19 protein-coding genes are annotated in these 20,867 nt (G+C 66.5%); 4 read left to right on the top strand and 15 right to left on the bottom strand.

Annotated features, from left to right (window positions below; genetic code table 11):
• Window positions 1-45: 45 nt before the first annotated feature.
• On the bottom strand, window positions 46-486 hold the full coding sequence (locus AC1DEM_RS19605) for an HD domain-containing protein (protein ID WP_476885955.1): 441 nt from the start codon (window positions 484-486) through the stop codon (window positions 46-48).
• 163 nt (window positions 487-649) lie between these two features.
• On the opposite strand from AC1DEM_RS19605, the gene AC1DEM_RS19600 reads away from it, so the two are divergent.
• Window positions 650-1,123 carry a hypothetical protein gene (locus AC1DEM_RS19600; RefSeq protein WP_476885954.1) on the top strand — a complete coding sequence of 158 codons (474 nt, stop codon included), beginning with the start codon at window positions 650-652 and terminating at the stop codon, window positions 1,121-1,123.
• Between the two features lie 18 nt (window positions 1,124-1,141).
• Here AC1DEM_RS19600 and AC1DEM_RS19595 read toward each other — a convergent pair whose 3' ends face one another.
• Window positions 1,142-1,906, bottom strand: coding sequence for a FadR/GntR family transcriptional regulator (locus AC1DEM_RS19595; protein WP_476885953.1), 765 nt, complete (start codon window positions 1,904-1,906; stop codon window positions 1,142-1,144).
• An 82-nt stretch (window positions 1,907-1,988) separates the two neighbouring features.
• Between AC1DEM_RS19595 and AC1DEM_RS19590 the strand changes: the two genes are divergently transcribed.
• On the top strand, window positions 1,989-2,879 hold the full coding sequence (locus tag AC1DEM_RS19590) for a carbon-nitrogen hydrolase family protein (RefSeq protein WP_476885952.1): 891 nt from the start codon (window positions 1,989-1,991) through the stop codon (window positions 2,877-2,879).
• A gap of 381 nt (window positions 2,880-3,260) precedes the next feature.
• Entirely contained in the window at window positions 3,261-3,680 is a 420-nt protein-coding gene (locus tag AC1DEM_RS19585) for an ester cyclase (protein WP_476885951.1), read from the top strand.
• A 130-nt stretch (window positions 3,681-3,810) separates the two neighbouring features.
• On the opposite strand, the gene AC1DEM_RS19580 is transcribed toward AC1DEM_RS19585, so the two are convergent.
• The 10 genes from AC1DEM_RS19580 to AC1DEM_RS19535 form a co-directional block, all read right to left on the bottom strand.
• Window positions 3,811-4,596: a DeoR/GlpR family DNA-binding transcription regulator gene (locus AC1DEM_RS19580; RefSeq protein ID WP_476885950.1), complete on the bottom strand. Its 786-nt coding sequence runs from the start codon at window positions 4,594-4,596 to the stop codon at window positions 3,811-3,813.
• Window positions 4,597-4,705: 109 nt separating this feature from the next.
• On the bottom strand, window positions 4,706-5,386 hold the full coding sequence (locus AC1DEM_RS19575) for an SDR family NAD(P)-dependent oxidoreductase (RefSeq protein WP_476885949.1): 681 nt from the start codon (window positions 5,384-5,386) through the stop codon (window positions 4,706-4,708).
• Window positions 5,383-6,615 (bottom strand): sialidase family protein, encoded by a 1,233-nt coding sequence (locus tag AC1DEM_RS19570; protein ID WP_476885991.1) that lies wholly within the window; start codon window positions 6,613-6,615, stop codon window positions 5,383-5,385. Before AC1DEM_RS19570 ends, AC1DEM_RS19575 begins: the two co-directional genes overlap by 4 nt.
• 96 nt (window positions 6,616-6,711) lie before the next feature.
• Window positions 6,712-7,488, bottom strand: coding sequence for an HpcH/HpaI aldolase family protein (locus AC1DEM_RS19565; RefSeq protein ID WP_476885948.1), 777 nt, complete (start codon window positions 7,486-7,488; stop codon window positions 6,712-6,714).
• 54 nt (window positions 7,489-7,542) lie between these two features.
• On the bottom strand, window positions 7,543-8,532 hold the full coding sequence (locus AC1DEM_RS19560; RefSeq protein WP_476885947.1) for an aldo/keto reductase: 990 nt from the start codon (window positions 8,530-8,532) through the stop codon (window positions 7,543-7,545).
• A gap of 55 nt (window positions 8,533-8,587) precedes the next feature.
• Entirely contained in the window at window positions 8,588-9,418 is an 831-nt protein-coding gene (locus tag AC1DEM_RS19555) for an ATP-binding cassette domain-containing protein (protein WP_476885946.1), read from the bottom strand.
• Window positions 9,411-10,289, bottom strand: a complete 879-nt coding sequence (locus AC1DEM_RS19550) for an ABC transporter ATP-binding protein (protein WP_476885945.1) — start codon at window positions 10,287-10,289, stop codon at window positions 9,411-9,413. The genes AC1DEM_RS19555 and AC1DEM_RS19550 overlap by 8 nt, the downstream gene beginning before the upstream one ends.
• Before the next feature lies 1 nt (window position 10,290).
• Window positions 10,291-11,241, bottom strand: a complete 951-nt coding sequence (locus AC1DEM_RS19545) for an ABC transporter permease (protein WP_476885944.1) — start codon at window positions 11,239-11,241, stop codon at window positions 10,291-10,293.
• Window positions 11,238-12,173: an ABC transporter permease gene (locus AC1DEM_RS19540; RefSeq protein WP_476885943.1), complete on the bottom strand. Its 936-nt coding sequence runs from the start codon at window positions 12,171-12,173 to the stop codon at window positions 11,238-11,240. Before AC1DEM_RS19540 ends, AC1DEM_RS19545 begins: the two co-directional genes overlap by 4 nt.
• Window positions 12,174-12,176: 3 nt before the next feature.
• Window positions 12,177-13,751 (bottom strand): ABC transporter substrate-binding protein, encoded by a 1,575-nt coding sequence (locus tag AC1DEM_RS19535; RefSeq protein ID WP_476885942.1) that lies wholly within the window; start codon window positions 13,749-13,751, stop codon window positions 12,177-12,179.
• Between the two features lie 263 nt (window positions 13,752-14,014).
• On the opposite strand from AC1DEM_RS19535, the gene pdxA reads away from it, so the two are divergent.
• Window positions 14,015-16,438 carry a 4-hydroxythreonine-4-phosphate dehydrogenase PdxA gene (pdxA, locus tag AC1DEM_RS19530; protein WP_476885941.1) on the top strand — a complete coding sequence of 808 codons (2,424 nt, stop codon included), beginning with the start codon at window positions 14,015-14,017 and terminating at the stop codon, window positions 16,436-16,438.
• Window positions 16,439-16,637: 199 nt separating this feature from the next.
• Here pdxA and AC1DEM_RS19525 read toward each other — a convergent pair whose 3' ends face one another.
• The 3 genes from AC1DEM_RS19525 to AC1DEM_RS19515 are packed head-to-tail and all read right to left on the bottom strand — an operon-like array spanning window position 16,638 to window position 20,796.
• On the bottom strand, window positions 16,638-18,011 hold the full coding sequence (locus AC1DEM_RS19525) for an MFS transporter (protein WP_476885940.1): 1,374 nt from the start codon (window positions 18,009-18,011) through the stop codon (window positions 16,638-16,640).
• 39 nt (window positions 18,012-18,050) lie between these two features.
• The gene (locus AC1DEM_RS19520; protein ID WP_476885939.1) at window positions 18,051-19,526 is read right to left on the bottom strand and encodes an NAD-dependent succinate-semialdehyde dehydrogenase; all 1,476 of its coding nucleotides are present in this window, start codon (window positions 19,524-19,526) and stop codon (window positions 18,051-18,053) included.
• A gap of 19 nt (window positions 19,527-19,545) precedes the next feature.
• Complete coding sequence (locus tag AC1DEM_RS19515; RefSeq protein ID WP_476885938.1) at window positions 19,546-20,796, bottom strand: iron-containing alcohol dehydrogenase; 1,251 nt, start codon at window positions 20,794-20,796, stop codon at window positions 19,546-19,548.
• Window positions 20,797-20,867: the final 71 nt, after the last annotated feature.

Below are 20,867 nucleotides of genomic sequence, written 5' to 3'. Positions count from 1 at the left end.
AAGGGCCGGCCACGATTATTTCTGGGACGCCGGCCGCTACTTCGCCTATTTGGGTTCGAGGATCGTCAAGGCATGTGCGTATTTGGCGGCGAGCCGTTCCCGCTTTTCTGCAGATAAGAGCGCGGTCCGCTCCGGATCCGTGTTGTCCGCGATGTCCGCCCGTTTCACTGCCAGTGCAAGTGGGTTCTTGCGGATTTCGAGGTAGTACCCGTCGCCCTTGTTTGATTCGGTCCGCGTGAGCAGGACGACGGCGTCCACGACTTCCCGGCTGATGCCCGCGGCGATCAGGTCTGAGGCAGTCACGCCGCAATCCTCAATCACGTCATGCAGCCAGGCCGCAGCGATGTGCGACGGGGCCGCATTCATTTTCGTGAGCCTGGCAGCGACGCGGCGCGGATGCTCGATGTAAGCGACGCCAATCTTGTCCGTCTGGTACCGGTGGGCGATCGTCGCAATCGCCTGCGCGGCGGCTATTTCGGAAGTCATTTCTTGGGTTTCCATGGAGACCCTTTCTGTCGACCGGCCAAGTTAGGCCTTCGCCGGCATTCACAAGCTACCAAGGGGCTGTGACATTCCTCGCGTGGACCCGAAAATGTCACTGCTATGGCACACCATGGTCCTGTACACGACCCACACGAAAGGGCGATGGATGCTCGAAACTCTTGCTTTGCCAGACACACAGCTCGAATTGATGCTTGGCGTTCAACCTGAGGAATCCCTCGAATGGCAGGCCGAGCTGGACGGGAGCTACACAGGCTGGCATGACGTGGAATCCGCGGATCAACTCGTCGCCATCGCTCAAAGCATCACCGCGGAGGATGACTGGTTCACTGTGCAGACGAAGGACCTGGATGAGCAACCATCCGGACGGTACGCGCAGGCTGCCAATACCGGCTCGGGATATCTGGTGGAGGTCGCCCAGATCGACGGAGATACCACGCACAATTGGCGCATTGGTAGGGGGGCGGCGGCCGACGACTCCGGAAACCTGCCCCACGAGGAGCCCAAGGCTAACCAGATTCTCAGCCTCGCCGCAGTAATCGAGGTACTGATGTCCTGGCTTCACGGGCGCGGATTGCCGTTGGGATACGGCGCGGCGCTGAAGGTCTACCACAGCGCCTGATGCGCCAAGCCTGCCTGATTACTCGGGCGTAGGGGAGCCCCCGCCGTCCGGCAGGCCCATGAACATGGTCTGGTGCAGGATGTTCACGTGCTTGCGGGAGACCTCCACGGCCTCTTGGACATCGCCGGCACGCAGTGCCGCCACCAATGCGACGTGGTCGCAGTTTGATTTATGCAGCAGCTCGATCGGGTAGGGAATGAAGTAGGCATAGAGCTCCGCCAGGGTCTCGTAGTACGCCTCGACGGCGGTGCCCAGCCCCGAGGCCGAGCCCACCAGCTGATGGAACTGCTCGTCCGCCTGGTGGTAGTCGGACCAGTCCGTGGACTCTGCCATGTCCTTGGTCAGCCGGTCCAGGTCGTCCAACTGTTCGGCCGTGGCGTTGACTGCCGCGTAGTGGGTCACGGCGCATTCGAAGAGCAGCCTCCGGTCCACCAGGCGGTTCACGGCCCGGCACTCGGCGGGGGACGCCGCGAGTTCCGCCAAGACGCTGCGCGGGGGTTCATCGGCGACGAACGTTCCGCCGCCCCGGCCGCGGCGGCGGACCACCACGCCCAGTTCCGCCAGGCTCGCCAGTGCGCGGCGGGCAGTAATCGGGCTGACTGACAGGCCCAGGGCCACGTCTTCCTGGTCGGGCAGGCGCTCGCCCGGTTTGAGCAGCCCCAGCGAAATCGCCATGCCGATCCGCAGCCGAACGGCGTCGATGGCGCTGCGCCGGTCGATACCGGCCAACCTGCCGGCGCCGATGGGCGAAGGCTCGGCGGTGTCCTCCAACTGACGGCTCATATCCGCTACTTTACGGCCCAATCTCGCCTCTTCCCATAATTAGATCATTCTGATCTAATTTAGTGTAGATCCCATCCCCAACGTGGAGAACACCATGCAACGCATCCTTCCCCTCATCGCATCCCAGGCCAGCCCCCGGCTCATCGGCGAACCAGTCTCGGCGTTCGCGGACGAGGTCAAAGCCGCCCTCGCCGCCCAGCCGCACAGCAAGCTGGTGGTCTTTCCGGAGCTCCACCTCTTCGGCGACGAAAGCCCGGACCAGCAGCGCACGGAGGTGCTGCAGAACTCTGCCGAGCCGCTGGACGGTCCACGGGTCAAGGAGCTCCGGCAGCTTGCCGCGGACCTGGGGATCTGGCTGGTGCCGGGTAGCGTCTGCGAGCGCGGCCCGGAAGGCCAGTTGTTCAACACCCAGCTGGTCCTGTCCCCGGAGGGCGAGCTGGCCGGTTATTACCGGAAGGTTTTCCCGTGGCGTCCGTTCGAGCCCTACGACCCCGGCGGCCGGTTCACCACCGTGGACCTCCCCGGTATTGGCCGGTTGGGCCTGAACATCTGCTACGACGCATGGTTCCCTGAGGTCTCACGCCAGCTCGCCTGGATGGGTGCCGAGGTCATCCTCAACGTCGTCAAAACCACCACCCCGGACCGCCGCCAGGAACTGGTACTCTCCAAGGCCAACGCGATCGTCAACCAGGTCTTCGTGGTCAGCGTCAACTGCGCGGGTCCCACCGGCAAGGGCCTGAGCATCATTGTCGACCCCGAGGGCAACACCCTGGCCGAGGCCGACGACGACGCCCCGGTGCTGCTCACGGCGGAACTGGACCTTGCCGCCGTCGAGCACGTCAGGACCCACGGCACCGAAAATCTCAACCGACCCTGGTCTCAGTTCCGCGACGGCGAGGACGCGATCGAACTGCCCGTCTACCAGGGCCGGATCAACCCGGCCACCTGGTCTCCCCAGTCCTTCAACGCCTAAGGAACCACCGCAACGCGGGGTCACTTACGGCCCATCCGGGCCGCTGGGATGGGCGCTAAGTGACCCCGCGTTGCTCTTCGGTGCCCCGCGTTGCTCTCCGGGGACGGCGACGCCGGGGGCTCGAGCGGGCGCTGATGCACGCATCTTGACACCCTCGAAACCCCGGAATATCTTCTGCCTTAACGAGGCGTTTCGCCCGTTCCTCACTCGTTTTTTCACACTATTGCTCGGCGTTCTGCGCGGACCGCTGATTCCTGCCCGCGGGTTCAAAACCTACCTGCGGGACCAAAAACGGAGAGTTCCTCCGGGGTGGTCTGCGCGTGCGGCCGGGGCACTAGGCCGGGGGGATCCAATTTCGGTCTCGTCTACTAGGAGTCGGAAATGTCTGGAGATGTTGGATTGATTGAGCGGTTTTACAAGGATGTCATTGAGAGTGGAAACCTCGACCTCATTGATGAGCTGGCCGCGGACAGCTATGTCGACCACGAGGAGGCCCTCCCCGGGCAACCGCCCGGCAAGGACGGGGTTAAGTACTTCGTGAAGACGATGCGGTCGGCTTTCCCGGACATCAAGGTCAAGGAGATCATGCCCAAGGTGGCCGCCGGAAACCTGGAGGCGTGCCACGTGGTTCTCACGGGTACGCATCGTGGGGAACTGGCCGGCATCCCGCCAACGGGCAAGAGCGTCGAGTTCGACTGCACTGACATCATCCGTGTCGAGGGAGGCAAAGTGGCCGAGCATTGGGGCACCACGGACAACCTGAGCCTCATGAAGCAGATTGGCGCCGTGGCGGTTGCCTGAACCAGGCGACGAACAAACAGGGCCCGACGCGCGGAACCAAGCCGACGCGCGCAGCAACAATGGCTGTCCACGTTCCCCTCGGGAACGCGGACAGCCGTTCGACGACGGCGTTGTTACGTCTGGCGTTAGGTCAGGCAGCCTGCGCCGGCGCCACGTCAACGACCTGGACCGTCACCCCAGATTGCCGGAAGAGCTCAATCTGATCCGGGTCCGCGCGGTTGTCCGTGACCAGGATCCAGGGGGCAGGCAGCCGCACCCAGGCATGGAACGGGCGTTTGCCGAGCTTGGTGGAATCCGCCAGGACGTAGACGGTGTTGCCGCGGCGTGCCATCAGTTCCTTGAGGCGGGTCTGGGCCTGGTCGGCCTCGCAGAGGCCGGCGTCCACCGTGACAGCGTCGGCACCCAGGAATACGCGATCGAAACTCATCCGCTCCAGGGCTGCCTCGGCGATGGGACCCACGAAGGTCTGGCTGAGTCCGCGGAGTCGGCCGCCCAGGCAGTCCACCTGGATGCCGGGCGAGTCGGCGAGTTCCTGGAGCGTGTTGATGCCCGGGGTGGTGACGGAGAGGTTTTCCCTGTCCCGGAGGGCATGCGCCATGGCCCCGACGCTCGAGCCGCCGTCGAGCAGGATGTTTTCACCCTCCCTGACTTCGGCAGCCGCCCAGGCGGCGATGGCCTGCTTTTGTTCGAACGCCTCGCCGGTCCGCTGCCGCAGGGACGGCTCAGGGTGCGCGCCGAGCGCCACGGCGCCGCCGTAGGTCCTGGCGAGTTTTCCCTGCTCGTTCAACTGGGCAAGGTCCCGCCGGATCGTGGAGGCGGTCACGGCAAAATGGCGCGACAAATCTTCCACGGACGCCAGGCCCGTGGTCACGGCGAGGTGGTAGATCTCTTCGCGCCTGGCTTTGGCGGTAGTCATCGTTGGCTCTCCTTCACCGGCTGCTGACGCATCCGTAGATGTACCGAGCGGTACATTGCTGACCTCATGCTATTCCGACCCGGCGCGCATCTCTTCAATGTGCATCCGCTCATAGGGACGCGCCGCCGCAGATCACATAGTTCTGTCCCGTGATGGACTTCCCGTGGTTCCCCAGCAGGAAACCGGCGAGTGCCGCCACGTCCTCCAGGTCCACGAGTTGGCCCAGCGCGGGCAGTTTCGGCGGCGTGGCGGACCGGCCCGGGTCCTCGAGCATCGGCGTGTCCGTGGGCCCGGGGGACAGGACGTTCACTGTGATGCCGCGGGGTGCCAGTTCCTGCGCCCAGGTCCGGCCCAGGCCAAGCAGCGCAGCCTTGGTGGCCGCGTACTGGCTCTTGCCGGGGGAGCCGGTGGAGGTCCGGCTGCCCACCAGGAGCACCCGGCCGCCGTCGGGCATCCGCGGAACCAGCGCGTTGGCCAGGGTGCTCGCGGCCGCCACATGGACGGTGAACATCCCGGCCAGCGCCTCGGGATCCAGCTCGCCCAGGACGGCGGTCCGCTGGAAGCCGGCGGCGTGGACCAAGGCATTCACTTGAGGCAGGTCCTGGACGCCGGCGGCCAGGGACGCCGGGTCCGAGAGATCCGCCTGCCGCCACTGGAAGCCCGGCCCGAGCGCGGGTTCGCTCCGGCTGAGCCCGGTCACCTGCCAGCCGTCGGCCAGCAGCCGGGCGGCAATGGCTTTGCCGATGCCCGAGCTGCAGCCGGTGACGACGGCGTGCGGTGTGCTGCTCACTGGAGGTCGCCGCCCGGGGTGCTGGTTCCTTCGGAGGCCCACTGAAGGTCGACGCGGACGTACTTGATGGCCTGCCGGAAGTAGGTGTAGGCGATGTTCAGGGCGCCGTCCGGGCCCTGGTGGATGGACGGGTAGGAGTATTCGCGGTTCAGGCCGTCGCGGGAGTTGTTGGACAGGCAGTAGCCGTCGCCCACGTCCAGGTTCCGCCGGATGGGCCAGCTGCGGCCGGAGTCCTCGGAGATCGCCAGCGTCATCGGGGACCGCGGCGTGCCCCAGAAGGCCTTCTTTTCACCGCCGTCGCCGGCAAACGAACGGGCCGGGGATCCCGCGGTGACCACCGGCTCGGCGATCTGCCCCTGTTCCTCGGCCAGGCCGTCGTCGTCGATCTCGTCGTAGAGCGAAAGCCGCCGCTCGGTGGAGGCCTCGGCGCGGCTGTGGTTGTAGACCAGGGCCAGCCGGCCGTCGGCCAGGGCAACGAACTGGATGGAGGAGTTATTGTTCGGCAGCTCGGTGGGAACGGGTTCGCTCCAGGTGGTGCCGCCGTCGGTGGACCGGGATTCGTAGATCGAGTCGGCCCAGCGGCTGCGGAACAGGGCCAGCAGGGACCCGTCGGCCACGGGCTGGATGTTCATGTGGACGCAGCCCAGGCTGCCCGGCAGGACATGCTCAGTCCAGTTGGCTCCGGCGTCGTCGGAAATCATGACCGCGCTGTCGTCGCTGTTGCCCACCCATTTCTCGCCGGGGGTGGTGATGCAGCGGAAGATCGGGATGATCAGCCGGCCAGACGGCAGCACCACGGGCAGCTGGCGGACGAACACGCCCCCGGTGGCGTTGGCGGGGAACAGGGTCTCCACCGGGCCCCAGGTCCGGCCGCTGTCCGGGGAGATGCGGCGGCGGACCTCGGCGGTGTCCTGGTTGCCGGCCTTCTGCGCGGTGTACAGCAGCCACAGCCGGTGATCCGGGGCGGCGAACAGGATGGGGTTCTGTTCTGAGCGGGCGGAGTCGTCCGAGAGCTGCTCGGCGGCCGACCACTGGCGGCTGCCGGGCTCCAGGGTGGAGAACCAGATGGAGATGTCCGGTACACCTTCCTGGGTGCCGCCGAACCACACGCAGCCGAGCCGGCCGTCCGGCAGCGTCAGCAGGTTCGCGGCGTGGCTTTGCACGGTGGGCGCCGGCAGGTACGCGTAGAGGCTGTCGCCGGCTTCCTTCACCTCGCCGTCTGGCGTGATGGTGGTGTAGCCAGCGGCGGCGCTGGGAGTTTGCGCGCCGGGAGCCTGAGTGCGGGTCGCATTTGTTGAAGTCGCATCAGTTGAAGAAGTCACGGCTCAGTCCTTTGCCGTCGCGGCTGCCAGGTGGGCCTTGGCAACCTGCTCCAGGTGGGTCAGGTCGGAGGCGATGGTGGTGAACGTGTAGCCCTGCCGCAGCCGGAGCGCGGCGACGTCACCGGCCGGGGTGTGGATGCCCGCGGCGACGCCGGCAGAGGCGGCTGCCTCGGCGATGGTCTCCAGTGCGGCGTTGAACTCGGTTTCGACGGCGGGGTCGCCGGGGTAGGCAGCGCCCACGGCGATGGCGAGGTCCGAGGGGCCCACGTAGATGCCGTCCAGTCCCGGCGTCGCGCAGATTTCCTTGACGTTGGCCAATCCTTCCGGGGTCTCAATCATGGCGAAGACCAGGGTTGCGGCGTTGGCGTCGGCGGGAACCGGGCCGATCCGCAGGGCCGAGCGCATGGGGCCGTAGGACCGGCCGCCCAGCGGCGGGTACTTGGCCGCGGCGACGGCCGCGGCGGCGTCTGCCGCGGAGTTGACCAGCGGGACGATCACGCCGACGGCGCCGGCGTCGAGCGCCTTGCCGATCGCGGTGAAGTCGTTGCCCTCCACCCGCACCATCCCGACGGCGGTGTGCCCGGCGTCGATTGCCATGAGCCCGTTCAGCACGCCCGAGTAGCCCAGCAGCCCGTGCTGCGCGTCAAGCGCCACGTAGTCATAGCCGAGCCGGCCGATGCGCTCGGTGGCGACCGGTGCGTCCAGGACGGCCCAGTAGCCGACGGCCTGCTCGCGGGCGCGGATCTTGCGGGCGAATTCGGTGGCGAGTTCCGATGTCATGTTGTCTCTTCTGCCTTCAGTCGGGGAATTCAGTCGGGGGAGTGGTTGCGTATGTCAGCGGTTGTAGGCGGGCATGGGGCCGCGGAGGCCGGCGCCGACGGCGTCGCACGCCTCCGAAACGGCTGCGGGCAGCGGACCCTTGGCCACGGCGGCGATGTTCGCCTGCAGCTGCTCCACCTTCGATCCGCCCAGCAGCATGGAGCCGACGCCGTCGCGGTAGGCGAGCCAGCGCAGGGACAGCTCGGCCAGGCTGATGCCAAGTTCCTGCGCAATGAGGGAGAGTTCGTTGACGGCCTCGAACAGCTGCTTGTCCCAGTACCGCTGGGTGTACATGGCGGCCAGCTTGGAGTCGCCGTAGCGTCCCTCGGTCGGCTTGGCGTCGAAGCTGTGCTTGCCCGTCAGCAGGCCTCCGCCCAGCGGGTTGTAGACCATGGTGTGGACCTGGTGGGTGGCGGCGAATTCGAGGTATTCCTCCTCCACCCGGCGGGCCACCAGGTTGTAGAGCTGCTGCGCGACCACCGGCCGCGGAGCGCCCATTTCGCGTGCCACGTGGATGACGTCGGCGATCTGCCAGGCGGCGAAGTTGGACACGCCCAGGGCGCCGATTTTGCCTTCGGCGGCGAGCTCGGCCACGGTGCCCAGGGTTTCCTGCAGCGGGGTGGCCCGGTCCGGCTGGTGCAGGTAGAACAGGTCGATGCTGTCCGTGCCGAGCCGGCGCAGGCTGCCCTCCACGCTGTTGCGCAGCCCCTCCTTGGACAGCGGGGCGTGCTGGCCGTGGTCCGGGTGCGGCATGCCCGCCTTTGAGGCGAGGACGACGTCGGCCCGGCGGTCCTTGAGGAGGCGGGACAGCATCTCCTCGGTCGCTCCGCCGACGTAGGCGTTGGCGGTATCGATGGTGGTGATGCCGGCGGCGAGCGCCTCGTCCACCATCCGTCCCGCGGTGGCCTCATCGGCGGTGTCGCCGAACGTCATGGTGCCCAGGACGAGCCTGGAGATCGGTAGCTTGAGGCCGTCCACTGGCGTGCCTTCGGTCTGGATGCTCATTGGTTGATCCTCATGTTTTGAGTTGGCAGGTTGCGTTGACGGGTGGCCAGCGGGCTCAGGCGCTGGTCTTCAGCGCCAGCGATGAGACCAGGTGCCGCGGCTTCAGGCCGGTCATGGTGGACGGGTCGAGGGCTGCCCGGCGGAGCCGGCGGGTGTAGTCCTCCTGCGGCGCGGTCAGCACCTGCGCCGTCGTTCCGTGCTCCACAAGCTTTCCGCGCTGCATGACCATCACGGTATCGCTGATCTCCTGCACCACGCCGAGGTTGTGTGAAATGAAGACGTAGGTGATGCCGGTTTCGTCCTGGATGGATTTGAGCAACCGGAGCACCTGGGCCTGCACCGAAACGTCCAGCGCACTGGTGGCCTCGTCGCAGACCAGCAGTTCCGGCTTGGACGCCAGCGCCCGGGCAATCCCGATCCGCTGCCGCTGCCCGCCGGAGAACTCTGACGGATGCTTGTCCAGGGATGCTACAGGCAGGCCCACCTGGTCGATCAGGCTGGCCGCCGCCTTGTGCCGCTCTCTCCGCGACCGGACACCCTGGAGCTTCAGCGGCTCGGCCACTATTTCCTGCGCCGTGAGGTGCGGGTCCAGGGAACCGTAGGGGTCCTGGAAGACCATCTGGAATTTGGAGCGCAGGGGCCGGAGCTTGGCCTCGCTAAGCGCCGCTAGATCCGTTCCGTCCAGCTCGATCCGCCCGCTGGTCGGCGTGACCAGGCGCATCAGCGCCTTGGCGATGGTGGACTTTCCGCAACCGGATTCCCCGACGACGGCGATCGTCTTGCCTTTCTCCACCGAGAAGGAGACATCGTCCACGGCCCGGAAGGTTCCGCCGGAGACGTGGTAATCCACCACGAGGTTTTCGACGGAAAGGAACGGCTTATTCATGGCTGGCTCCGGTCATGGTCAGGGGGGTGCTGGCCGCCGGCGATTCGTCCCACGCGCCCAGGACGGGGATGGCGGCGAGCAGCTTGCGGGTGTACTCGGTGGCGGGGTTGTCCACGATCTGCTGGACCTCGCCGGACTCGACGAACGCGCCGTCCTTCATGACGTGGATCCGGTCCGAGATCAGCCGGGCCACCCCGAGGTCGTGCGTGATCATCAGGATGCCGATGCCGCGCTGTTCCTGCAGTTCGAGCAGCAGGTCCAGGATGCCGGCCTGCACGGTGACGTCCAGCGCGGACGTGGGCTCATCGGCCACCAGCAGCTGCGGCTCGCTGGCCAGGGCGATGGCGATCAGGACGCGCTGGAGCATGCCGCCGGAGAGCTGGTGCGGGTATTTCTTCAGCTGCGCCTCCGGGGTGGGGATGTGCACTTGTTCCAGCAGCCGGACGGCGCGGGCATGGACGGCGCCCTTCTCCTTGGTCGAGGCCGCGCCGGCGATCCGGATGGCTTCAAAGAGCTGGTTGCCGATCGAGTGCACCGGGCTCAGCGCCGTCATGGGGTCCTGCGGAATCAGCGCGAGCGTCTTGCCCCGGACCTTGTTGATCGCCTTGGAGTCGGCGATCACGTCCACGCCGTCGATCCGGACCGATCCGGAGATCACGGCGAGGTCCTCCGGCAGGAGCCGGAGGAGGCCCATCGCCGTCGTCGATTTTCCGGAACCGGACTCACCGATGATGGTGACCGTCTCTCCCCGGTGGATGGTGAAGCTGACGGAATCCACGGCGCGGACAATGCCGGCGTCGGTGATCAGTTCCACCTGGAAGTCGCGGACTTCCAGCAGCGGCTGTTCGGCGGTTTTCGCATGCAGGTTCATCTCAGGCACCCTTCTTCTTGCGGCGGGGACGGTCGCGGAGGCCGTCGCCCAGCAGGTTCACGCCCACCACCATGAGCACGATCACCAGGCCGGGAAGCGTCACCAGCCACCAGGCGGTGGTGATGTAGTCCTGGCCGTCGGAGATGATGCGCCCCCACGTGGCGAACGGACGCTGTGGGCCGGCGCCGAGGAAGCTGAGCGCGCTTTCCAGCAGCACTGCCTGGGCCAGGAGGAGCAGGACCACCAGCGTGGCCTGCTTGATGACGTTGGGGATGATGTGCTGGATCAGGATCTGCACGCGGTGCAGGCCCAGGATCCGGGCGGCGGAGACGTAGGGCTTCTCGCGCTCCACCAGCACCATGGACCGGGTCAGCCGAGCCACCTCGGGCCATTGGGCAATGGCGATCACGAACGTGATGACCGGAATGGACGGGCCGAAGAGCGCCACCACCAGCAGCAGCATCATCAGCAGCGGCAGGGACATCTGCGCCTCGATCAGGCGGGAGACCACGGTGTCCAGCTTGCCGCCGAAGTACCCGGCGGCCGCGCCGGCGATGACGCCGAGGACGCCGGAGACCACCACGGCGAGGACGCCGATGGTGAGTGACACCTGGCCGCCGTGCAGGACGCGGGAGAGTAGGTCGCGGCCCAGTTGGTCGGTGCCGAACAGGTGTCCTTCCGTCAGCGGGTGAAGCAGCCGCTGTGCAAGGTCCTGGTGGTTGGGGTCGGGCAGCGGCAGGAGCCCGGCCAGCAGGATTGGAACGGCCACGAGCAGGGTGCAGACGATGCCGACGCGGATCTTCACCTTGGCCGCGATCCGGCGGCGGGTGGCGCCGGCCTTGGCGATCAGCTGCTTGGTGACGGCGCTGGGGGAGGGCTTCCTCGTGGCCGGCTCGGCGGGGAGGCTTGAGGGGACTTCTGCGGAAGGAGCTGCGGTATCGCTGAGGCTCATGCTGTGGCCGCCTTTCCAAGACGAACGCGGGGATCAAGCAGGGGGTAGGCGAGGTCGATGACCAGCTGGACGGCAACCGCGAGGAGCGCCGTGAGGAGCACGGTGGCCTGGATCAGCGGGTAGTCGCGGGTTTCGAGTGCGCGGACGATCAGGGAGCCGACGCCGGGCCACGCGAAGACCACTTCCACTACCACCACGCCGTTGAGCATGGCCGCGAAGCGGGTGCCCAAGGCCGTGAAGACCGGGATGGCCGAGTTGCCCATGGCGTAGCGCCAGGTCAGGAAGGAGTTCCGGACGCCGCGGGAGCGGGCCACGGTCAGGTAGGGTGCGGCGAAGTTCGTAGTCATTTCGCGCCGGACCATCCGCGAGATCAGGGCGATCTGCAGGATGGCGATGGTGACCGTCGGCAGGACCAGGCCGCCCCAGGTGGCGAAACCGGAGGCCGGGAAGATCGGGATGATGACGGCGAAGACCGTGAGCAGCATGATGCCGGTCCAGAAGTCCGGCATGGACTGCCCGGCGATGGTCAGGACGTTGACGCCGAATTCCTTCTTGGTGTCCGGGCGGCGGGACATCCAGACGCCCAGCGGGATGGCGACTACTGCGGTGAGCAGGATCGAGGCCGTGGCCAGGGTCAGCGTGTACGGCATCCGTTCCAAGACCACCTGCATGGCCGGGGCCTGGAAGGAGTAGGACATGCCGAGGTTGCCGGTGAACAGCTGCTGCAGGAAGATCCAGTACTGCTCGATCAGGGGCAGGTCCAGGCCGAACTGCTCCCGGACCTTGGCGAGCTGCTCGGTGGTGGCCAGCGGTCCGGCGTAGGCCACGGCTGGGTCGCCCGGGGCCATCCGGATCAGGACGAACACGGTGGAGACAGTGAGGAACACGGTCAGTAGGCCCTGTCCGAGCCTCTTGAGGATGTAAGTCGTCATGGTCTAGGCCTCCAGCCGGACGTCAGCAAGCGGGTAGGAGTTGGTGGGCGCCAGCGAGAGACCGCCCACGCGCTCCCGGTGGGCCAATACGGACTTGGGCACGAACGCCCAGGCACAGGGCCAGGTCTCCCAGATGGCCTTCTGGGCCACTGCGAGCAGCTGCTGCCGGCGCACGGGGTCCACCTCGGTAGCGGCGGCCTGGATCTTGGCCTGCACCTCGGGCACCACGTACCCCTGGTAGGTGTCGCGGGTCTTTTCCTTCTCCGCGGTGCCGGCGTACATACCCTGCATCATGGTGATGGCCAGGCCGGTGGGGCTGCTGAAACCGTTGCCCAGGAGGTCCCAGTCGCCTTCCTTGCCTTGGCGCCAGGCCGAGATGTTGCCACCGGCCTCGAACTGCTGGAGCTGGGCCTTGACTCCGATGTTGCCGAACATCTCTACCAGGGCCTCCATGACGGAGGTGTCGGACGCGAATTCGCCGGTTTCCCAGATGATCTTCAGGCTGAGGTCGTTGACGCCCAGGCTCTTCAGGGTTGCCTTGGCCTTCTCGGGATCGTAGGTGTAGGTGCCGGTCTTGGCGAAGCCGGTCAGGCTGGACGGGGTGACGCCCTCGGCCTGGCTGACGGAGTTCACCAGCACGTCCTTGACCAGGGCTTCGCCGTTGATGGCCCAGCTGAGGGCCTCGCGGACCCGGGCGTCGGCCAGCGGGTGCCCGGCCGGTTTACGGAAGTTGTAGAAGATCTGGTTCAGCCGGAGGCTGGAGGCCTCTTTAAGTACGACGCCGGGAAGTCCGGCCAGCTGTTCGCGCGAGTCGGGCGTGATGGAGTCGATGACATCCACCTCGCCGCTGCGCAGCGCAATGACGCGGCTGGATTCCTCCGGCAGGAACCGGACCTCGACGGTGTCCACCGCCGGTGCGGGTCCCCAGTAGTTCTCATTGCGGCGGAGGCTGTAAGTGCCGGCGCCGCGGTTGAACTTGGTCACGACGTACGGGCCCGTGCCCACGCCGTCCTGCAGTTCTTCGGGCTTGTTCTTGGCTGCGGGGCTGATCAGGATCATGCTCATCAGCGAATCCAGGATGGGGATGGGCTTCTTGGATTCCATCCGGAACGTGCGGTCATCAACCGGCACCACGGTGGGGAACTCGGGGAAGAAGCCGGCAACGAAGGAGCCCTGGACCTGCTGGTACATCTTCAGGGCCGTGGCGACGTCCTCGATCTTCAGCGGCGTGCCGTCAGAGTACTTGACGCCCTCGCGGAGCCGGACGGTCCATACCGTGGGCGAGGTCATTTTGAAGCTTTCGGCCAGGACCAGGACGGGCTTGGTTTCGGGGCCGATTGCTGTGAGACCCTGGCGTACGGCGCGCTGGACCGTGACGGCGGCGTCGAACTGGTTGAGTTTGTTGTCCAGACTGACCAGGGACCGGTTGAGCGCCAGGGTCAGGGTGCTGGGGCCCGGCAGGCCGGTGGGGCCGGCGCATCCGGCGACGCTGCCTGTGCCCAGGAGAAGTCCGGCGAATGCGCCGAATTGCAGCAGGCGGCGCCGGGAAATCTCACTTCCTTGAGGAAGAACGGTCATCGTTGACCTCTCGGTAGAACGGGGGACGGCTGGGGACCGGATGGCCTGCGCCGTGTTACATGGATCACCTTGCCACGTTTGCGCGATTCGCGCAACAGTTCTAGCGCGATTCGCGCAGTTGTGTCATGATGAGGACATCGACAGCTTGATGAAGAGCTCGATCACCAGCTTCATTGCCAGCTCCTTTGCTGGCCCGCAATTCAGTTCAAGTGGCAGTTACTTCACCAGCTCAATGACCAGTTCGATCCAAGGGAGGAGGGGATATGGCAACAGTGCTCATACAGGCCGATGACTTTTCCGGCGCCGCTGAAGTAGGGGAGTGTTTTGCCCGGCAGGGATTCGACACGCGGATCCTGCTCGAACCATCTTCCGCGACTTCCGACGTGATTGTTGTTGACACGCACTCGAGGTCATCCTCTGCGGAGGAGGCTGCAACCGCCGTGGCCAGGGTCTTTGCAGCCCAGGACGCGGCGCGGACACCCGTGCTGTTCAAGAAGAGCGATTCGCTGTGGCGTGGGAACGTGGGCGCCGAAGTGGCGGCCCTGGCGGACCTCGGCTACCACGTGCTGATTGCCGGAGCCCTCCCGCAGCTGCGGCGCACCGTAGTGGACGGACGTCCCTACGCTGACGGCGTTCCGCTGGCCGAAACCGGCCTTTGGGTGGCTGAGGCAGCTGCGCCACCGTCCCGCATAGAAGAGGTCCTGGCGCAAAGTTCCGTTGCCGCGCTGGATCTCGCCGCCGTGCGCTCGCCGAATCTGGCCGAGCGGCTCGTGCAGTTGTTCTCCGGCGACGACGCCGTGACCGTGGTGGCCGACGGCGAGACCGAGGCCGACCTGGAAGCCGTGGTCGAAGCCCTGGCGCAGGTGGACTATGCCGCCGGCGGTCGCAGAATCGTCCTGGTGGGTACTGGCGGCATCGCTGCCGTGCTCGCGGAGACTCTACGACCCGGGTCGCGCTCTGGGGCGAACACAGAAACCCTGCCACCTGCGCGAATCGCGCAGGTGGCAGGGGCCGCAAGTACCACAGACCCCACCACCGGCAGCCGTGCTGCCCGGCCGGTGCTCGCCGTCGTCGGCTCTGCGTCCGGGGCCGCACGCAGGCAACTGCGGGAGCTGCAGGCCGGGGGTTTTACGCTGTTCGGGCTGAGCCCGGAAGAACTTCGTCAGTCCGGGACGGCCCCGAACCTGCAAAGCGTCTGCAGGGCCCTGGCCGCCGGGGAGCCGGTGGCCCTGACGGTCACGGCGGACCGCGTGGATCCCCGCGAAGCTGGCGAGATCGTCAGCAACCTGGGGCGCTTCGTTTCCAGCGTCCTGGACACGCAACCGCAGAGCCCAACCGTCGCCGTCGTTGTTCCCGATCTCATCCTGACCGGCGGCGAGACGGCCCGCGAGGTGCTGGAGCGCCTCGGCATCCGGGCGCTGGAGCCGCTCGGCGCCGAACAGCACGGCGCGGTGGTCAGTCTCGCCGACGACGGCAGGCTGGTGGGCACCAAGCCCGGCAGCTTCGGCGATGACCGGGCCCTGCTGCAGCTCTACCACTCAATCCAAAGCCGCCGGTCCTCTGAACCGGCCGGCACTGCACGCCAAGAACCACTCGACCCTTCCGCAAAATCTGGAGAAACCATGAATTCAGTCTTGAAAGCAGCCGAGTTGAATGCCACCGATTTGACGGCAACAGCACAGGACACCCGCCCCGTCATCGCCGTCACCATGGGCGACGGCGCGGGTGTCGGCCCCGAAGTGACGGTGGGCGCGCTGCTGGCCGAAAACGCCTACCGGGACTGCCGGCCCATCGTCATCGGGGACGTGTACCGGCTGGAACTGGGTGCGAAGGCGCTGGGCGTCCAGGCCGACATAGTGGAGATCCAGGATGTGGCCGAGGCCGTCTTCGAACCGGGCCGCATCAACGTGATTGATCCGAAGCTGCTCTCGCGCGACCTGCCCTGGGGCGTGGAATCCGCCGAGGCCGGCAACGCCGCCTACCACTACATCCGGATCGCCTGCGAGCTCGGGATGAAGGGGGAGGTGCAGGGGATCTGCACCGCGCCGCTGAACAAGGCCGCGCTGCACAAGGCCGGGCACGTCTACCCGGGCCACACGGAGCTGCTGGCGCACTTCATGGGGATTGAGGAAGTGTCCATGATGCTCTCCACCCCCAAGGTCAAGGTCATCCACGTCACCACGCACATCGGCCTGATCGACGCGATCAACAAAATCGAGCCCGGCCTGGTGGAACGCACCGTCCGGCGCGGTTACAGCGCCATGCAGCGCGCCGGCATCGCCCACCCCAAGATCGGCGTCTGTGCCATCAACCCGCACGCGGGGGAGAACGGCCTGTTCGGCTACGGCGAAGAAGCGGAAAAGATCACCCCGGCCATCGAAAAGCTGCAGGCCGACGGCATCGACGCCCGCGGCCCGCTCCCGGCCGACACCGCGTTCTTCCTGGCCGGCCGCGGCGACTTCGACCTGATCGTGGCGATGTACCACGACCAGGGCCACGGCCCCGTGAAGGTCCTCGGCATCGAGGCCGGCGTCAATATCACCGTGGGCCTGCCGGTGATCCGCACCTCCGTGGACCACGGCACGGCCTTCGACATCGCCGGCAAGGGCATCGTGGACGTGCGCAGCATGATCGAGGCCCTGCGCCAGGCCGCCGAGATGTCGCCGAGCCCGGTGCTGCAGGCTTAGGGACGCTCGCCTAGCAGCAACGCGGGGTCACCTACGGCCCATTCCGAGGGCATTTATGGGCGCTAAGTGACCCCGCGTTGTGTTGTTTGGGGCGGCACTTTCCGGCAACGCACAATTGCGGGCGGATCAGGCGCAGCAAGACGGGCGCCGTCCAGGTCTACCTTCGACCCGGACGGCGCCCGCCCTATTTCAGGGAGTGTCAGTTAGCGCTGACGCGCTCCTGTGCAATCGCTGCGTTTTTCTCGTCCAGCTCCTGGGCGGCGGTAATCCGCCGGTCCAGCTTTTCGAGCGTTTCGGGTGCGAGCAAGGTTGCGACGACGGTGATGACGCCGATGATGCTGAAGTACAGGATCACCCAGCCCGGCTTGCCGTTGCCGGCGGTGAGGAGCGCCACGGCGACAAGGGGCGCGATGCCGCCTGCCAGGACCGAGCCGAACTGGTAACCCATGGACGCGCCGCTGTAGCGCAGCTTGGTGGAGAACAGTTCGGCGAAGAAGGCCGCCTGCGGGCCGTACATCGAGTTGTGGAAGACGGCGAGCCCGATGATGATGGCGAGCGTTGCCAGCAGCGCGCTGCCGGTGTCCGTCATGACGAAGTAGAGCGGGAAGAACAGGAGTCCGCCAATGGAACCGAACAGGTACAGCGGCTTGCGTCCGATCTTGTCCGAGAGGATCGCCCACAGCGGGACGGCAATGACGCCGATGCCCGAGGCAATCAGAACGGACATCGTGCCCTGGTTGGCGCGCTCGGCTCCAAACGTCTTCATGATGTAGACCACCGAGAACGTCGAGTACAGGTAGAACGCGGAGTTCTCTGCCAGGCGCATGCCGACAACGAGCCAGATTCCCTTGGTTTCCTTCTTCATGGCCTCGCCCAGCGGCTTCTTCGAGGTCTGGTTGGTCGCCACGAGTTCCTTGAAGTCGTTGGAGTCTTCAAGCTTGGTGCGGACGATCATGCCGGTGACGATCAGGATCACGCTGAGCAGGAACGGAAGGCGCCAGGCCCAGGCCTCGAAGACCTCCGCCGGTACGGCGGCCTTGACGGCCAGGACGCTGGAGTTGGCCAGCAGCATGCCTGCCGGGACGCCCATCTGGGTGAAGCTTCCGAAGAATCCGCTGCGTCCGGCAGGGGCGTGTTCGATCGAGATGACGGCCGCGCCGGCCCATTCCGCTCCGGCGCCGAAGCCCTGCAGCAGGCGCAGCACCGTCAGCAGGATGGGAGCCCAGACTCCGATCTGCGTGTAGGTGGGAAGCAGACCCATGGCCAGGGTGGCGATGCCCATGATGAGCAGGGAGAGCACCAGCATGGGCTTGCGGCCGATCTTGTCCCCGAAGTGGCCGGCGAACATGCCGCCGAACGGACGGGCAACGAAACCTACCGCGTAGGTGACAAACGCCATCAGCAGACCGGTGGCCGGATCCTGCTCGGGGAAGTACAGGCGGCTGAAGACTCCCGTGGCGGCGAGCAAACCGAAGATGTAGTAGTCGTACCACTCGATGGTGGTGCCGATGAAGCTGGCAGCCGGAACACGCCAGGGCGCCTTCGTCTTGGCTTTGGTGTTAGAGATCGTCATTGGTCTTTTCTTTCGGAGGGAAACAAAGGGAGCCGCGGGCTACCAGTCGAGGGCTATGTATTTGGTTTCGGTGAAGTCCAGCAGGCCCTGGTGGGCGCCTTCGCGGCCGAGGCCGCTCTGCTTGACTCCGCCGAACGGTGCTGCGGGGTCGGAAACGAGTCCCCGGTTGAGGGCCACCATGCCGCTTTCGACGCGTTCGGAGACCCTGAGCCCGCGGCGAAGGTTCTCGGTGAACACGTAGGCTGCGAGACCGTACTCGGAATCGTTGGCGGCGGCGATGACTTCCTCTTCGGTGTCGAAGGGGATGACCGAGGCCACCGGCCCGAAGATTTCCTCGCTGACCATGCGGGCCTGCAGCGGCACGTTGGTCACGACGGTGGGCGGGTAGTAATACCCGGCGCCGTCGATGGCCTTGCCGCCGGCCAGGAGCCTGGCGCCCTGGCTGACCGCGTCGCGGACCAGCGAGTCGACTTTGCGGACGCTGGCCTCGTCCACCAGCGGACCGACCTCGGTGCCGGGGTCGGTGCCCGGGCCCACGCGCATGGCGCCCATGCGTTCGGCCAGCCGGCGGGCGAACTCGTCGTGGATGCCGCGCTGGACGTAGATCCGGTTGGCGGCGGTGCAGGCCTGGCCGCCGTTGCGCATCTTGGCGATCATGGCGCCGTCGAGGGCCAAATCGAGGTCCGCGTCATCGAAGACCAGGAACGGAGCGTTGCCGCCCAGTTCCATCGAGCACTTGAGCACGTTGTCGGCTGCCTGGCGCAGCAGGTGGCGTCCGACGCTGGTGGAACCGGTGAAGGACAGCTTGCGGACCCGGGGGTCCGCAAGGATCGGGGTCATGACGTCGCTGGTCTTGCTCGTGGTGATGATGTTGACCACGCCGGCCGGGACGCCGGCGTCGATCATCAGCTGGGCGATCGCCAGGGTGGTCAGCGGTGTGAGCGTGGCGGGCTTCAGCACGGCGGTGCAGCCGGCGGCCAGCGCCGGCGCCAGCTTCCGAGTGGCCATGGCCGCCGGGAAGTTCCAGGGGGTGATCAGCACGCAGACACCGATCGGCATGTGCTGGACCAAGATCCGGTTGGAGCCCGACGGCGAGACGGACACCTCGCCGATGATCCGGACCGCTTCTTCGGCATACCAGCGGAAGAATTCGGCGGCGTACGCCACTTCACCGCGGGCGTCGGCCAGGGCCTTGCCGTTTTCCAGGGAGATGAGGTGGGCGATTTGCTCGCTGCGCTCGGTCATCAGGTCGAAGCAGCGGCTCAGGATTTCGGCGCGACGTCGCGGGGGCGTCGCGGCCCACTCCGGGAGGGCTGCTGCTGCGGCGTCGACGGCGGCGAGGCCGTCCTCGACGTCGGCGTCGGCGATGCCGGTGATGGCGGAAGCGTCGGAGGGGTTGATCACCTCGACGGTGTCACCGCTGCTGGCGTCCTGCCAGTTCCCGGCGATCAGCAGCTGGCGGGGCACTGCCAGCCCGTCGACGTCGAGCGGTTCAGAGGTTGAAAGGAGAGTCATCAGTGGTCCTTATTGCTGATTAGCGGATCGTGCGGTCGCCGGCGTAGGCGGCGTGAACGATGGAGGTGACGGCGTCGAGATCAAGCGGCACGGGGTTGTTGTCGATGAGCCGCTTGGAGTTCAACGACAGCTTGGCGATCTGGTCGAGATCGCTTTCCTGCACGCCAAGGGCCTGCAGCGTCGGCGGCAGCTCGATGGCCGCGATGACCTCGTCGATTGCCTCGACGCCTGCGACGGCGGCGGCGCGCTCGTCGAGCCCGCGGATATCGCGCCCCAGGGCCTCTGCGATCTGCGCCAGCTGCGGCTGGATCGCCTGGAAGTTGTGGCGGACGACATAGGGGAGCAGGAGGCCGACGCCCACCCCGTGAGGGGTGTGGGTAAGTGCGCCTACCGGGTACTGGATGGCGTGCGCCGCGGCGGTTCCGGCGTTGCTGAGGACCACACCGCCGTAGAGTGCCGCGAGCATCATCCCGCCACGGGCCTCGGTGTTTTCCGGGTCCTTGTAGGCGGTGACCAGGCTGCGGCCCACCAGCCCGATGCCGTTCAAGGCAATTGAGTCCGTCAGGATGTTCTTGCCGACGAAGACCCGTTCCGAGGCCAGGGTGGAGGTCGGCTCCCGGGTTATGGCTGTGAAGGACTCCACCAGGTGCACGAAGGTATCAGCACCGGTGGCGGCCGTCAGGGACGGCGGGCAGGAGTAGGTGAGCTCGGGATCGCACACCGCGGCGAACGGGATGATGTGGGGGCTGGAGATGCCCATCTTCATGCCCAGATCAGGATCGGAGACGACGGCGATTGCGGTGGCTTCGGACCCTGTGCCCGCCGTGGTGGGCAGTGCGATGACCGGCTTGGTGGGGCCGGGAACGGCGAATTCGCCGTAGTAGTCGCTCGGCTTGCCGCCGTGGGTGAGCAGCACGGAGACGACCTTCGCCATGTCCATGCAGCTGCCGCCGCCAAAACCGATGATGACGTCGATCTCGTGGCCGTTGAGCTCCTCGACGCAGGCGATGATCCCCGGCACCGGAAGCTCGGCCTGGGTGTCCCCGTAGACCCGTACGGTCAGGTTCCGGTCCTCAAGGCTTCGGACCAGGGCCTGAAGTTCCTCTGAGACGGCCAGCCGCGGATCGGTGCAGACCAGGACGTTGGTCCCGAATTCGGCTGCGATATTGGCGACGGCGAAGCGCTGCTGGGCGCCGACGACGACGCTCCGCGGCAGGCGGAGGACGCCGAAAGTTGCGGGACGGATACCCGCTGCATGCGCACACGACATTGTGAATAACTCCTAGAGATGGGATGGGCGGCTCCCCAAAGGTGCCGCAGATCTCAGCATTCCAGAGCTAC

Source organism: Arthrobacter sp. 05T420 (assembly GCF_056396305.1).
This window is presented reverse-complemented; position numbering and strand designations above follow the sequence as displayed.